This window comes from Archangium gephyra (genome assembly GCF_042230915.1).
GTDB lineage: Bacteria > Myxococcota > Myxococcia > Myxococcales > Myxococcaceae > Archangium > Archangium gephyra_B.
In genome coordinates this window covers 7,018,189-7,031,850 of record NZ_CP102578.1, presented here as the reverse complement: position 1 = coordinate 7,031,850, position 13,662 = coordinate 7,018,189, and the positions used below count along the sequence as shown (strand labels likewise).

General features: G+C 69.9%; 10 protein-coding genes. 5 read left to right on the top strand and 5 right to left on the bottom strand.

Annotated elements, in window-relative coordinates; translation table 11 throughout:
• Positions 1-51: 51 nt before the first annotated feature.
• Entirely contained in the window at positions 52-1,347 is a 1,296-nt protein-coding gene (locus tag NR798_RS27490; RefSeq protein ID WP_375765471.1) for a hypothetical protein, read from the bottom strand.
• Positions 1,348-1,597: 250 nt separating this feature from the next.
• Between NR798_RS27490 and NR798_RS27485 the strand changes: the two genes are divergently transcribed.
• Positions 1,598-2,551, top strand: a complete 954-nt coding sequence (locus NR798_RS27485; RefSeq protein ID WP_375765470.1) for a GNAT family N-acetyltransferase — start codon at positions 1,598-1,600, stop codon at positions 2,549-2,551.
• A 4-nt stretch (positions 2,552-2,555) separates the two neighbouring features.
• Here the strand turns inward: NR798_RS27485 and NR798_RS27480 are convergent, their stop codons facing one another.
• Positions 2,556-4,448, bottom strand: a complete 1,893-nt coding sequence (locus tag NR798_RS27480; protein ID WP_375765469.1) for a polysaccharide biosynthesis protein — start codon at positions 4,446-4,448, stop codon at positions 2,556-2,558.
• A 259-nt stretch (positions 4,449-4,707) separates the two neighbouring features.
• Here NR798_RS27480 and NR798_RS27475 point away from each other — a divergent pair, with 259 nt between their 5' ends.
• Positions 4,708-5,343 carry an acetyltransferase gene (locus tag NR798_RS27475; protein WP_375765468.1) on the top strand — a complete coding sequence of 212 codons (636 nt, stop codon included), beginning with the start codon at positions 4,708-4,710 and terminating at the stop codon, positions 5,341-5,343.
• Positions 5,344-5,455: 112 nt separating this feature from the next.
• A complete protein-coding gene (locus NR798_RS27470) occupies positions 5,456-6,319 on the top strand; it encodes a hypothetical protein (RefSeq protein WP_375765467.1) in 864 nt (287 codons plus the stop codon).
• On the opposite strand, the gene NR798_RS27465 is transcribed toward NR798_RS27470, so the two are convergent.
• The 3 genes from NR798_RS27465 to NR798_RS27455 all read right to left on the bottom strand — a co-directional run bounded on the left by NR798_RS27465 (position 6,295) and on the right by NR798_RS27455 (position 11,808).
• The gene (locus NR798_RS27465; RefSeq protein WP_375765466.1) at positions 6,295-7,485 is read right to left on the bottom strand and encodes a right-handed parallel beta-helix repeat-containing protein; all 1,191 of its coding nucleotides are present in this window, start codon (positions 7,483-7,485) and stop codon (positions 6,295-6,297) included. The genes NR798_RS27470 and NR798_RS27465 overlap by 25 nt on opposite strands.
• 133 nt (positions 7,486-7,618) lie before the next feature.
• Positions 7,619-10,705: a cyclic nucleotide-binding domain-containing protein gene (locus tag NR798_RS27460; protein ID WP_375765465.1), complete on the bottom strand. Its 3,087-nt coding sequence runs from the start codon at positions 10,703-10,705 to the stop codon at positions 7,619-7,621.
• A gap of 122 nt (positions 10,706-10,827) precedes the next feature.
• On the bottom strand, positions 10,828-11,808 hold the full coding sequence (locus NR798_RS27455) for an Ig-like domain-containing protein (RefSeq protein WP_375765464.1): 981 nt from the start codon (positions 11,806-11,808) through the stop codon (positions 10,828-10,830).
• A gap of 145 nt (positions 11,809-11,953) precedes the next feature.
• On the opposite strand from NR798_RS27455, the gene NR798_RS27450 reads away from it, so the two are divergent.
• Together NR798_RS27450 and NR798_RS27445 are read left to right on the top strand one after the other, a co-directional pair.
• Positions 11,954-12,646 (top strand): hypothetical protein, encoded by a 693-nt coding sequence (locus NR798_RS27450; RefSeq protein ID WP_375765463.1) that lies wholly within the window; start codon positions 11,954-11,956, stop codon positions 12,644-12,646.
• A gap of 29 nt (positions 12,647-12,675) precedes the next feature.
• Positions 12,676-13,662, top strand: a complete 987-nt coding sequence (locus NR798_RS27445) for a hypothetical protein (RefSeq protein WP_375765462.1) — start codon at positions 12,676-12,678, stop codon at positions 13,660-13,662.

The following is a 13,662-nucleotide window of genomic DNA, read 5'->3' as shown; positions in this document are numbered from 1 at the left end:
CCTCCCGCGCACCGGGGCGGGAGGGGGGGGTGTTTGTCCGCTGCCGCGGCCTTACTTCGCGGCCGCTTCGGACAGCAGCCGCACGTTGAGCGCGGCGTTGCCGTAGTACTGGGTGTTGTTCCCGACGGCGTGCGTCTCGAGCCGGCGCTGCAGGTTGACGTCATAGCGGCCGAGCTTCATCAGGCCGTCGTTGAACCAGCCATTGCCGCGTCCCGAGCCGTCGATGTAGTTGCCGTACTTGCCGGCGGCGGGCCAGATGACGGAGCCGAGCGTCGCGACGAAGGCGCGCATGTCCTTGTCCGTCCACTCGATGCCGGCGTCATGCGCCTCGACGATGAACGCCATGACCCCGTTGCCGTGGGACACGTCCTGGCCGGGGCGCGTGTGGGAGCCCCACGTGTCGCTCCAGAAGTAGGCGGCCGGATTGACGGGGCTGGTGCCCATCTGCTCGCGCAGGGACGAGGGGTAGTTGGGCATGTCCCGGTTGACGTTGTTGAGCACGGCCAGGTAGTTGGCCTTGCGGGTCGCGTCGGTGGTCATGCGCGACAGATCCATGGCGATGTAGGCCCAGTGCGCGGACATGTGCGTGTTGACGCGGTAGATGTGGCTGTTGGCCCCGCGCCGGAACCACTTCTCGAAGATGTTCTTCTCCGAGAACTCGAGCAGCCGGTCGTACTGCGCGCGGTAGGTGGCGTTGTTGTAGAGCGCGGGCGTCTCACGGATGACGCGCAGCAGGCGCGTCACGTAGCGCCAGCAATAGCTCTCGTACAGGGGCACTTCCTGCCCGATCGTCTCCGGCCGCTGGGTGATCCAGCCCAGGTAGCCGTCCTTGAAGCGGCTGCTGGAGAACGACGCGGACGTCTTCGCGCTGTTGACCATGTTGTTGACGTAGAGCAGGGCACGGTCGAGGTACTGCGTCTTCCCGGTGGCGCGGTACATCGCGGTGTTGCCGTCGATGCCATAGCCGAGGTTGTAGAACTGCCAGCTGTCGCGCGAGGTGCTCCTGGGCAGGAAGTCCGAGGTGTGATCCGTGTTCCAGCGCTTGAGGAACAGCGTCTCCCAGGCCGCTACGGTGCGCAGCCCGGCGGGCGCTGGAGGGATCGCGGTCGCGCTCGGATCCGACGCGGTCAGCCCGTCGGCGTGCTGCTCGAGATCGATGGGCGCGCTCTCCGCGCCGGGGTCCATGCCCTCGCTGGGGTCCATGCCCTCGCTGGAGTCCGTGAACCCGGCATTGGGATTGGCCTCGAGCTCGGCATTGGGGTCGCAGGCCGCTCCGAACAGGAGCGAGGCGAACAGGAAAGAGGAGAGGGTGAGACCGCGAGTGCTTCGACGACGGAAATCCAACATCAGTGGTGTCCTGGGTAGAATGGTGTCTTGAAGTCAGTCTCCGGCCGCTTGCCCGGAGGGTTACTCTGTCTGCGATGGGAACGCTCGAGTGCGTTCGTGGCTAACTGAACGTGTGAATACCCATTGAATTCCGGCGTGGACCCCAGGTGATGGAGAAGGGGGTGCCCACCACGAGGTGCGAGCCAGCATGGGCCTGTCTGCTCGGACCATGCAGGCAGGAGAGCGCAGGAGAGCGGGGGGAGCAGCGGGCATGATGACGATGATGAAACCGAGAGCCGTCCTGTTCTCCGACGAGGGAAGGGCAGCGCAATCGGAGGACTACTTCCGCTCGGCGCACCACCTGCGTGCCGAGGGGGCGACGCATTCGCTCGTCATTGAAGCGGGCGTGGGAGGAACGCTGCGGCTCCCGCTCATCGTGCGGCCCATCGAGGGGACGCCCTACCGCGATGCCGTGTCTCCCTATGGCTTTCCGGGTGGAGTGCTGGATGGGCTGAGCGAGCTGCCCAAGGACGAGGTGGACTGGCGAGGCACCGGGCTCGTCAGCATCTTCGTGCGCGATCGGGTCTCCGGTCCCCGCTGCTTCGCCGGGGGGACGGCGCGCAACGAGGTCTTCTTCATCGACCCCCGCCTGCCCATCCAGTACCGGGAGATGCACCGCCGGCAGATCCGGCGCAACCTGCGGCTGGGCTTCGTGCCGGCCTGCTGTCCGGCGCGCGAGGCCTCGCGCGAGGAGCGGGAGGGTTTCAAGGAAGCCTACCGGCAGACCATGGTCCGCGACGGGGCGAGCGCCCGCTACTTCTTCCCGGACGCCTACTTCGAGGAGCTGTTCTCCTCACCCGGCGCCTGGCTCGCGACGGCGCGTGCACCGGACGGCCAGGTCGCCTCCGCGGCGATCGGCGTCTCCAGCGATGGGGTGTTGCATTACTACCTCGGCGGGACGGCCGACGCGTTCCTGCCTCGCTCGCCCGCCAAGAATGTCTTCGCGGCGCTGGTCGAGCTCTGCACCCGGCTGGGGCTCCCACTCAACCTGGGGGGCGGCATCCAGCCGGGCGACAGCCTCGAGGAGTTCAAGCGGGGGTTCGCCAATGCCGTCTTCCGCCTCCAGACCCATGAGATCATCTGCGACCCGGAGGTGTATGCCGCGCTGTCGGGGGGCCACCCCGGCGAGGGCTACTTTCCGGCCTACCGCGCGCCCCGGCGCTGAGTGCTCACGAGCGCTTGCTCACCACGAGCTTCTCCGGGGTGTACGTGGGGATGAGGTCGCGCAGGGCGAGCTTCACGCCGAGCACGTCACCGTTCCAGGCCGCTCGTCCCAGCCGCTCGAGCCGTGCCTGGAAGTCCAGTGGAGGGGAGGGGCTGTGGGCCACCTTGATGCGGTTGCGGACCTGCTGGGTGCGCTCCTCCTCCTCGCTCAGCAGCGTCTCCTCGAGCTTCTCGCCCGGGCGCAGCCCCGTGTAGACGATGGCGATGTCCTTGTCTGGCACCAGGCCCGCCATGGTGATCATGCTCGAGGCAAGCTCGGCGATGCGCACGGGCGTCCCCATGTCGAGGATGCACAGCTCGCCATAGCCTCCCAGGCCCGCGAGCACCACGAGCCCCACCGCCTCGGGGATGGTCATGAAGTAGCGGGTGCAGTCCGGGTGCGTGACGGTGACCGGCCCGCCGCGTTGGATCTGCTGTTTGAAGAGGGGCACCACGCTGCCCGCGGAGCCGAGCACGTTGCCGAAGCGGACGGCGGTGAACGCGGTGCGCGAGCGGGCCGCGATGTCGCGGATGACCATCTCCGCCAGCCGCTTGGAGGCCCCCATGACCGAGGAGGGGTGGACCGCCTTGTCGGTGGAGATGAGCACGAAGCGCTCCACGCCACAGGCATCCGCCATGCGCGCGACGTTGCGGGTCCCGAAGACGTTGTTCTTGATGGCCTCCTCGGGCGAGTCCTCCATCAGGGGCACGTGCTTGTGCGCGGCCGCGTGGAACACGTACTGCGGAGCGTGCTCCCGGCCCACGCGCATCAACCGGTCCAGGTCCCGGATGTCCGCCACGATGGCGCTCACCGGCAGCTTGGGGTAGCGCTCCTGGAGCTGGCGCACGAGGAAGTAGAGCTCGTTCTCGTTGATGTCGAGCAGCACGAGCGAGGCGGGCGCGTGCTCCGCGACCTGGCGGGCGATCTCGCTGCCGATGGAGCCCGCGCTTCCGGTGACGAGGATGCGGCGGCCCGCCACGAGCCTGTGGACCTCTTTCTGATCGAAGGAGATCTCATCCCGGGGCAGCAGGTGCTCCGGGCTGAGGTCGTGCAGCATCGCGGTGGTGATCTTCCGGTCGAGGTAGGCGAAGGAGGCCGGGATGATCTTGAAGCTGACACTGCGCTGCTTGCACAGCCCCAGGATGTGGCGGATGCGCTCCGGGGCCAGGCGGGGGATGGCGATGAGCACCTGGGTCACCCGGTGCTTCGTCACCAGCGCCGGCAGCGCATCGATGGGGCCGAACACCGGCTTGCCGTTGAGGGAGGTGCGGCGCTTGGCCGGATCGTCATCCACGAAGCCGACGACGTGCCAGGGACTGCCCGGGTTGCGCAGCAGGTCGCGCAGCAGGAGATCTCCGGCAGCGCCGGCTCCGACGATGATCGTCCGTTTCGTGCCCCGCGCCCGCGAGCGCCGCTGATCCAGGTACCACAGCCGCGTCATCCGCGGGGCGAACCGGTGGGCCCCCATCAGCGCCGTGGTGAAGAGGAACTCGATGGCGATCACCGAGCGGGGCAGCGGCTCGAAGTAGAAGAAGGACCGGATGGCCTCGAACACGATGGTGCCGATCATGTTGGCCAGGACGAGCCGGCCCGCCTCGTTGAGGCTGGAGTTGCGGAACGACCAGCGGTGCAGGCCAAACCAGACCAGGGTGGCCAGCCGCACCGCGAGCAGCAGGGGCAGCCTGTGCTCGAGCGCCAACTGCCAGCGCGCGGGCAACTCCCCATCGAAGCGCAGCAGCACCGCGAAAAAGAGAGAACCCGCCGTGATCGCCGCATCCAACAGGAGCATGAGCAGCGAGCGCAGACGTGGCGACCTGCGTTGGCTGCCCATCACCCGCACCCATGGACGCTCGGCCACGGAAAGCACACCTCCACTCTCCCCTTGAGCCATTCCTTTCCCCCCTTTGCCCCACAACCGCTGGCATGAGGGTGGAACCCGGAGGCGCCAGTTCCAAGCCACCCTGGAGCGCATGGACTTCGAGGAGGGTCGCTTGAATGGAAGTGAGCGAGTGCCCCATCCGACACCCCGTACTTTCCCGTAGCCTCCCGGTGCCAGCGGCGGAGTAAATGGTGGTAGGTCCGCGCCCGAGTGGCTGCTCTCGATCCGGTGAATGCCCGTGGAGCAAAAGAGAGAAAATCCCAGGCTGGTCGTCTATGGCTGTGGGGGCCACGGCAAGGTGGTCGCCGACATCGCGCTGGCGCGTGGCCTGCGCGTCGAGGGCTTCATCGATGATGGAGTGCAGGCGGGAGGGCGGGTCCTCGGCCTGCCCATCCTCGGTGGAGCGGCCTGGCTCGAGGCGCATCGCTCGGAGGTCGGGGTTGCGCTGGGGATAGGGGAGAACCACGCGCGGCGCCGCGTGTATGGTTTGTGTGAAGCGTTGGGGCTGGTTCCCGCCACCTTGATTCACCCGTCCGCCGTCGTGGCGGCCTCCGCCCGGGTCGGAGCGGGCGTGGTCGTCATGGCCCAGGCCGTCATCAACCCGGACGCACGGGTCGCGGATGGAGTCATCATCAACAGTGGCGCCATCGTCGAGCATGACTGCGAGCTCGGCGCGTTCGCCCACCTCTCGCCCAATGCAACACTCGGGGGCACCGTGCGGATCGGCGCCCTCGCCCACGTGGGCCTTGGCGCTTCCATCCTGCCTGGCAAGAGCGTGGGAGAAGAAGCGGTGGTCGGCGCTGGCGCGGTGGTGCTCGCCGATGTGCCGCCCCGGGTGGTGGTGGTCGGGGTTCCCGCGCGCGTCCGCCGTTGACAACTCCACACGAACCCGTGCCCGGCCGGGCGCTAACAAAGACTGACATCCTGACTATTTTCACGGGCGGCTTGCCATGGGCAGCTGCGTCTGCCGGAAAGGTCTGGATGTCATGTCGGATCCCCAGGTGCGTGACTCCTCGGAGGCGACATTCGCGGTCCTCACGGAGCGGGAGCTCGCCGGACGCCGGCGCAACGAAGGGGCGCGCGTCATCCAGCACGGTGAGCACTATTGGGAGCAGACGGGCGCGCCCGGCTTCTTCCAGCCCGTGCACCTGTTGGCGCGTCTGACTCCAGAGGAGGCGACCCGGCCCACGCCCCTGAGCTGGGGATACCGGGCGGCGTTGACCCCCGAGTCCTCCGCCTCCGCGAACGGCAAGGTCCCCGTCGTGCGGCTATCGGACCTCGGCGGCTATGGACCCGACAGCCTCTCCTCCAACCGGCGCAACAAGCTCCGCAAGTGCCAACGGCTCGTGAGGATCGTCCAGTTGACCGGACCCGCGCTCCTGCTCGAGCAGGGGTACGGCACCGTCGTCGATGCGCTCTCCCGGACCCAGCACAAGAAAGTCCCCTCGCCCGAGCGGTATGCCGCGGACGTGAGGAAGTACTTCCAGTCGGACCACTGGTGCGTCCTCGCGGGCCTCGTGGATGGCAGGCTGGGAGGGTACCTGGACGGCTACGTGGTGGATGGTGTCGCGTATGGCTTCAACGCGTACTACGCCACGTGGGCCCTGCCGACGAACCTCTCCACCGGACTGGTCTTCGAGTTCGCGCAGATCTGCCGCAGGCTCGGGAGCGTTCACACGCTGGTGGGGGGCCTCGATTCACGCGAGGCCCCCCAGCTGGGCCAGTTCAAGGATGACATGGGCTTCGTCGTGGACCCCATCCCCATCAAATGGGACATGAACCCGCTCGCCCGTAATGTCATCCGCCGGCATCGTCCCCATGCGTATTACCGGCTGACGGGCGAGGCCTGAAGCTCTTCCCGGACGGGGCGGGAGGCGCAGACGACGCCGATGCAGTTGCCCGCCCCGTTGTCTCGCGCGACGTTGCCGCCCCCGTCGATCACCCCGGGGACATGGAGCCCCCAGCCCGTGTTGCCGATCGCGGTGTTGCGGGACACCGTGAGGGTGCTGGGAACCGTCACCCGGAGGCCGTCCCCGCGGTTGTCCAGGAAGCGGTTGCCGCTGACCGTGCCGGCGAGCGGGGGAGGCACGTACTCTGGCAGGTCCGCCAGGGTCAGGCCGCCCGCGTTGCCCCACCAGGTGTCGTCCTGGATGTCTACCGTCCAGGCCCGGACGAGCAGGCCACTGTCATTGTCGGTGACCCGCGAGCCGCGCAGGACGAAGTTGCCCGGCTCCCAGGCCGGCTGGTCGGAGGGGGCGAGTGAGCCGTTGCGAGCGATCAGCGTGTCGGTGAACGACGCCACGGAGCAGAAGCCGTAGCCGAAGTCGCCGAGGGGGATTCTTCCCACGACGTCGTTCTGCAGCAGCCAGCTCGACCTGAAGGTGATGCTGCCATAGGGGCACCAGACCACGGTCCCGTTGAAGCTGAAGGTCGAGCGGACCACGTCGACGGAATGGAGGTTCGCCGAGAGCGCGAGCCCCTGGCCGAGGAAGAGCGTCGATCGCACCTCGAACGTGCCACTGCTCGCGTCCTGTTCACTGCCCAGTCCGGTGCCGTTGCCGACCAGCATGGAGTCCGTGAGCGTCAACGTCGCATGGCCGTTGCGGTGGTAGATGGCACCCCGGTTGTCGATGAACCTGAGCCGGGACAGCCGCACGTGCTCCGGGGAGTGTTGCCCGTCCGCGTCGAGCACGTACCCCAACTGGAACCCCCGGATGGTCCCATTCCTCACCGTGCTGTCGGCCAGCACCAGGATGCCCTCCGACGTGCCCATCGGATCCGGGCCGGAGCGGCGCACGGTGTGGCCGCCGAGGTCGAGGATGACGCCCTTGCCAACGACCCGGAGCGCGGGGCCGTCCGTCCCCGGACACGAGAGATCGTGGGTGAGCCGGGTGCTCCGGGTGATTGTGTCGCCGCACCGGACGCGGCCTCCCGCGCTGGCCCATGCGGTGGGCAACTCCGTCAGAAACACCGCCATCCCCATGACGGCGGCGGCAAGACCTCGAGCACGGCGCATGACGTCCTCCCCCCGGGGCGCTCTGGTGCCCCGTCATGGACGCTAACCACCGTGCAGGGGGCGGACAAAACGTCCCGGGAGCGCACGCGGGAGTGGCTTCCCGGACAGCGCTCGCGCGCAGGGGGCTGCCCGCTCAGCCCGCCAGGGGCCGCTTCTGTTCCTCTGGAGGCGGGGACTGCTCCTCCTTCGTCAGGTTCGGCACCAGATGCGCCCCGCTCAGCGGCGGCTGATCGGACGCGTTGATGACGGCGCGCAGTTGCTGGGTCACCGCGCGGAAGAAGCCCGTGAGCAGCTCCGGACGGTCCGCCAGCAGATCGAGGAAGTCGCGCCGGTCGATGACCAGCACCCGCGTGTCCTCCACGGCGATGGCATCCGTGGGGCGGGGGGCACCGTCGAGCAGGCTCAGGTCGCCGAAGGTCTCCTTGGCCCGCATCCGCAGCACGTGCTCGCCGTTGCTGCGCGCGTCCACCACACCTTCGATGATGACGTAGAGCGCGTCTCCGGGATCTCCCTGGCTGAAGACGCGCTCGCCCGCGCGGAAGCGCGCCTCGCGGGCAATCGCCGCCACCGCCGCCACGTCGTCCACGTCGCTCTGCGAGAAGACGTGCACCTCCTCGAGGAGGAACAGCTTCTGCACCGTCGCCTGGCTCATGTCTCCCTCTTGCGGGGGCGGCAGATCCATGCCGATCCGGCCCGCCACGTAGCGCGCGCACGCGCGCAGCACCACATCCTCGCTGCGGCACAGCCAGGCCAGGTGCGCCTCCAACTGGCCCATCGTGCCCGGAGGCAGATCCCGGTGGTGCGACTCCACCTGCTCGCGCACCAGCGCCCGGTCCTCGTCGTTCGTCAGCGTCTCCAGCAGCTCCAGCGCGTAGGCCCGCCGCCGCGCGTCCTGTCCCGCCACCTGCTGGTGCACGCGCCGCATCACCTGGGGCGGGTGCAGCAGGCCCAGCAGGAAGAAGGACAGCTCCAGCGCCTGATCCAGCCGATCCCCCACCACGCGGGTGAGCAGCGAGTGCTCTCCCAGCTCCGCGCGCAGATCCAGGAAGGGCTCCACCAGGGCGCGGTACACCTCGCGCCGCCGGCCGAGCGCCTCGCGCACCCGGTCCTCGTCCACCGGGTGCTCCGGGTGCTCATCGCGCAGGCGTGACATCTCGGCGCCGATGCGGAAGTGCAGCCGTGCATCGTCACGTACGTTGGAGAAGAGCAGGGCGTGCAGCGCCCCCGGCGTGCCGATGAGGCGCAGCACCCGGGGCACCTGCAGCCGCATGGGCAGTGGCGCGGACAGATCGTTGAGCGTCGCCTCCAGCAGGGGCGTCACCTCGTCACCCAGCGCGGCCAGGGCCTCGCGCGCCTCGCGCCGCTCCTCACGCCAGGTGAGGAAGGTGAGCAGTCTGGGCGCCAGCCTCACGTAGCCGCCCTCGCCCACGGAGCGCACCGCCACGCGCCGCACCGAGCTGTCCGGATCGTTCAGGTAGGGCGTCAGCATGGGCGTGTAGCTCGCATCCCTCAGCCGCCCGAACAGCCGCGCCACCTCGCGGCGATCCGACACCGGCGCCTGCGCGCCCCGGGCCGTCAGCGCCCCCAGCGACACCAGCGCCGCCGCGTGCCACTTCGTGCTCAGCAGCGCTCCCACGGCCGCGCAGCGCAGCCCCACGTCCGGGCTCTGCAACAGCGGCGGCAGCAGCACCTCCGCCCGCTCCGGCGCCAGCTTCGCCAACGCCCCCACCGCGCTGTCCCTCGGACGCCGGGCGCCTTGCGTCACCAACTGCTCCAGCTGCGGGGCCGTCTCGGTGGCGCCCAGCTCCAGCGCCAGGGCCACGGCGCGCTCCTGCACCCGCTCGTGCGTGTGGTGCAGCAGCACGGGCAGGTGGGGCCGCAGTGGCAGTCCCTCCTCCGCCAGCAGCTCCAACGCGTGCAGCACCCGGTCCGGCGCGCTCGAGCCCAGCGCCTCCACCAGCAGCTTGCGATCCTCGCGGCCCAGCGCCTCGTCGTCCTCGCCGTGGGCGCCCACCTGCTCGCCCAGCGCCTCCACGTAGGCCGGTCTCAGGCGCAGCAGCAGCACGCCGAGCAGGCCGCACACGCCCACCACCACCAGCGCCATGGTGACGCCGTCGGCCGAGCGGCCCGCGCCGATCAGCAGCACGCCCGCCAGCACCGTGCCGCCCTTGCGCAAGAGCCCGTCCACCGCGCCGCGCAGCGCCTCGCGCTCCTCGTCCGGCACCGCCGCGTACAACAGCTGCACGCCCACCGGCAGCAGCGAGTAGTTGACCGCGTTCTCCAGCAGCCGCAGCAGGTGGACCGGCCACAGCTCCTTCGTCAGCAGCGAGGCCACCGCCAGCGGCGCCATCGCCCCGGGCAGCAGCGCCAGGTAGCTCAGCAGCCCCAGCCGCTTGAGGAGCCGCTCGGCCAGCAGCAGCTGGAAGAGCACGCAGACCAGGCCGATCCACAGCTGCAGCGAGCCGAAGAGCGCCGCCAGCCCGTCCTCGCTCAGCGTGCGCTCCACGCGCAGGCGGAAGAGGTAGTCCACGAAGGAGGACAGCACCGCGAAGCTGACGCCCAGCGCCGCCAGCACCCGGGCATAGGTGCTGGTGGCGAGGTACTGCCAGGCCGCCAGGGGCGGGGCCAGGTGACGGGCGCGCGCGGGCTGCGGCGCCTCGCTGTGGTGGAAGTGGAAGGCCACGCCCGCGGCGTAGAGCGACAGCGCGCCGCCCACGATGATGGAGGCGGTGCCGAGCCGCTCGGCGAGTCCCTGCACCAGCAGGCCGCCCAGCATGCCTCCCGCCATGCCCACCCCGTTGAGCGCGGTGAAGGCCCGCCGGGCCTCGCGCGCGTCGAAGGCCGACGCCATCCGCCCCCAGAAGCGCAGGGAGATGACCGTGGTGAAGGCGTCCACGAAGAGATACAGCACCAGCGCGGGAATCCGCTGGCCCATGGACACGCCCGCGGCCAGCCCCAGCACCACCAGCCCGCCCACCCCGGTGAGCACGCTGAGCGACTCGCTGCGCGCGTCGGGCTCCCGGCGCGGCAGCAGCGTCAGCGTGGCCACCAGCAACGCGCCCACCAGGTACAGGTAGGGCATCGTGTGGGACTCGAAGCGCGACAACACGAGCGCGTTGGCAGCCGTCTTCAGCTGCGTCACGCCAGCGATGAGGGCGAACTGGAACGTCGCCGCGGGCCACAGTCGGTGGCCCCAGGACTGTGACTCTTGGGCTGCCACGGGGGCGCCACTCTATCTGTCGAAAACCGGATTTTCCAGGACGAAGCGCAGGCCCTCCCGGGAGGAGAGCAGGCAGGCGGGCTTGACTCCGGCCGGGAAGTGTCCTCCCGCGGACCCGGGCGTCAGTCGTCCGCCGCGCCGCCGAGAATCCAGGAGCGGATGCGCACCAGCTCCGCCGGGTGGGCGTCGAAGTGGCCCGGGTCGTTGCGCGGCATGCGGCTGCCACAGGCCGTCCCGGACAGCTTCATCACGAGCGCGGAGGACGCGTCATCGCCGGGTGCCACCCGCATGAAGTCCGAACACGCCCGCGTCAGCATCGGCGCCCCGACGAGCGAGGCATGGCTCCGGCCCGGCGCCAGGTCCAACCCGCCGCTCCGGCCGTGACACCCGGTGCACAGCGAGTCCCAGAGCACCTGGATGTCCTGGGCGTAGCGGGGCACGGACACCGGCACCGTCACCGTCCCTCGCACCGGGGTGGCGTAGCCGTCGGAGACGAGCACCTCGAAGGTGAAGGCCGTCCCGGTGCCCACCGGAGGGGAGAACCAGGAGCTGTCCGCGCCCTCCGGCCCCGAGACGAAGGTGCCCTGGGCACCGGGGCCCACCTGGCGCCAGAGGTACGTGAGGGCATCTCCGTCCGCGTCCTGTGCCCGCACCGAGAGCGTGAGGGTGTCTCCGGCCCTCGCCGGCCCGGGAGTGACGACTGGCGCCCCGGAGAGCACCGGCGCGTGATTGCGCCGCCGCGGTGGGGGCCGCACCTGCACCTGGACCTCGGCCTGCACGCTGGCGCCATTCCTGTCCGTCACCGTCACCCGCAGCGTGAAGGCCGTTGGCTCCTTCACCACCGGTGCCAGCCAGATGGGCGTGGCCGAGGTGGCATCGCTGAACGTCCCGGCGGGGGACTCAGGGAACTGCTGCCAGGTGTAGGTGAGCGCGCCCCCGGCGGGATCCACCGCCTGGATGGAAAGCTTCACCGGCAGTGGCCCCTGGACCTGGCCGGGCAGGGCGGCCGGCGCCCTGAGGATGACGGGCGCGTCGCATGAACAGATGAGAACACAGGTGAGCAGGAGCCCCGCGAAAGCACGCTTGCCAACGGAAGACAGCATGGCCTCCCCCCCTCTGGCGCACTGCCTCGTTACAGCCATTGAAAGCTAGTCAGTGATGGCCAGCGTGCATGAGGCAAACTCATGGTTGCCTGCCGCCCCGGGCCTGTTTGAGTATGTGACGCGTTGGTCCTACGCTGGGGGCATCATGATCACCGCCGTACTTCTTGCCCTTCTCTGTTCGTCTCCCGACGCCGCCAGCCAGGCGCTGCCGCCCGGCGCCCTGGGCGCGCCTCCCCAGGCGGACGAATCGCCCACGGCCTGGGCCTGTACCGTGGAGACCCTGCGGGCGGGCCGCGAATGTATTTTCGAGGCCGACGTGACGTCCTCCACGGATGTGCAGGCGCAGTCGGCCGGCAACATCCGCTCGCTCAAGGACATCGGCCACGCGCTGTGCGTGCAGGCCGCGAAGCCGCCCTCGGGAGTGACGGGGGACAAGAACCTGGTGACGCAGTGCGAGCGCAAGTTCGCCGACGCCGCGGAGGACGCGTGTGGCCTGGACGGGAAGATGCCCGTCATCGACGCCAAGGGCCGCTTCGCTCCGGCCGCGCGGGCGTGCTACCGGCAGCTGTCCCAGGTGCTGCAGGACACCGCGATGATGGCGACGGTGGCCTCGGCGTGCTGCCAGTGCGCCGAGAAGCGCGGCTGCCCCGGCACGGGTGAGCGCTGCCACGAGAACGTGTCCCGCCAGGAGGTGGGAGGAGCCGCGCTCGCGTGCCTGGCCAACCAGTGCGGCGAGGCGTGCTCCCTGGTGATGCCGGCCTCCCGGACCACGGCCGGGGAGGTGCGGCCCGTGAAGCAGCAGGCCCGGCGCTCGCCCCCGGCCTCGGGGTCGCTGTAATGGCAACCGGCGCGAGGGAGCGAGGAATCATGTCTGTCTTCCAGAAGCTGACGAAGGTGGCCGGGCGCTCGGGCGCGGCCCTGTTGTGCGCGGTGGCCGTGGTGGGGTGTGGCTCATCGAGGCACACGCACACGACGGTGGACGAGGAGTCGCCGAGGCAGCTGCTGGCGGAGGAGCGTCCGGCCCGGCAGGCCCGGGTGGAGCCCGGCCCCGTGCCCTCGAGGCCGGAGGAGAAGGCCTTCGGCGCCCGCTACGCGACGCCAGCGCAGTGCGAGGTGGCGGCGCGCAGGCTGCTGGCCACGTCCCGGGACGAGGCCTGGGCGGCGCTGAAGTCGTGCGTCGAGCGCACCCACTTCACGCTGCTCAACGCGCTGCTGAGCGACGCGTGGGCCGAGGAGTTGCGGGTGCGGCCGGACGCGGCGCAGGTGATTGCCCAGGTGGTGGCATGGCGCGGCGGCAGCGTGGAGGGAGAGTTGCAGCTGCTGCACGCGCGCAAGGTGCCCATCTTCGGGTTGTCGGCCGCGGTGGCGCAGCCGGAGATGTACAAGGGCCGCTACCTGCTGCTGCGTGCGCAGGTGGCGGACGTGCGCAGCGAGGACGACAAGCCCACGGTGTGGCTCGTCGAGCAGGGGATGGGCTCGGTGGCACGTGAGCAGTCGGTGGGCTACGCGACGCGGAAGGACTCGGTGCGGGTGCACTCGGGCGCGGTGGGCGGGAACGTGGGGCTGCTCGGCCCGTCCAACCTGGGCGGGCAGATCTCCACCAGCGAGCAGGAGGTGAGCTCGTCCACGGTGCAGCGCTTCGACAACATCACCGACGACACGGGCCGCGAGGCCCTCGGCCGCCTGCAGAAGCCGGATCCGTTCTTCGCGCCGGGCAAGGACTTCGTCGTGCTCGCGCGCTTCGACGGGCTGCGCGTCACCTCCAGCGGCGAGGAGGATGACGAGGACGCGCCCAAGCTGCCGGTGCTCACCATCGTCGGCTACTACACCCCGCATCCGCTCGTCGTGTACTGA

What these genes read in the sequence shown, in the direction of transcription:
- NR798_RS27455 (WP_375765464.1), bottom strand. Translation starts at nt 11,808, where the DNA reads ATGCTGTCTTCCGTTGGCAAGCGTGCTTTCGCGGGGCTCCTGCTCACC.
- NR798_RS27465 (WP_375765466.1), bottom strand. Translation starts at nt 7,485, where the DNA reads ATGCGCCGTGCTCGAGGTCTTGCCGCCGCCGTCATGGGGATGGCGGTG.
- NR798_RS27470 (WP_375765467.1), top strand. Translation starts at nt 5,456, where the DNA reads ATGTCGGATCCCCAGGTGCGTGACTCCTCGGAGGCGACATTCGCGGTC.
- NR798_RS27450 (WP_375765463.1), top strand. Translation starts at nt 11,954, where the DNA reads ATGATCACCGCCGTACTTCTTGCCCTTCTCTGTTCGTCTCCCGACGCC.
- NR798_RS27445 (WP_375765462.1), top strand. Translation starts at nt 12,676, where the DNA reads ATGTCTGTCTTCCAGAAGCTGACGAAGGTGGCCGGGCGCTCGGGCGCG.
- NR798_RS27490 (WP_375765471.1), bottom strand. Translation starts at nt 1,347, where the DNA reads ATGTTGGATTTCCGTCGTCGAAGCACTCGCGGTCTCACCCTCTCCTCT.
- NR798_RS27485 (WP_375765470.1), top strand. Translation starts at nt 1,598, where the DNA reads ATGATGACGATGATGAAACCGAGAGCCGTCCTGTTCTCCGACGAGGGA.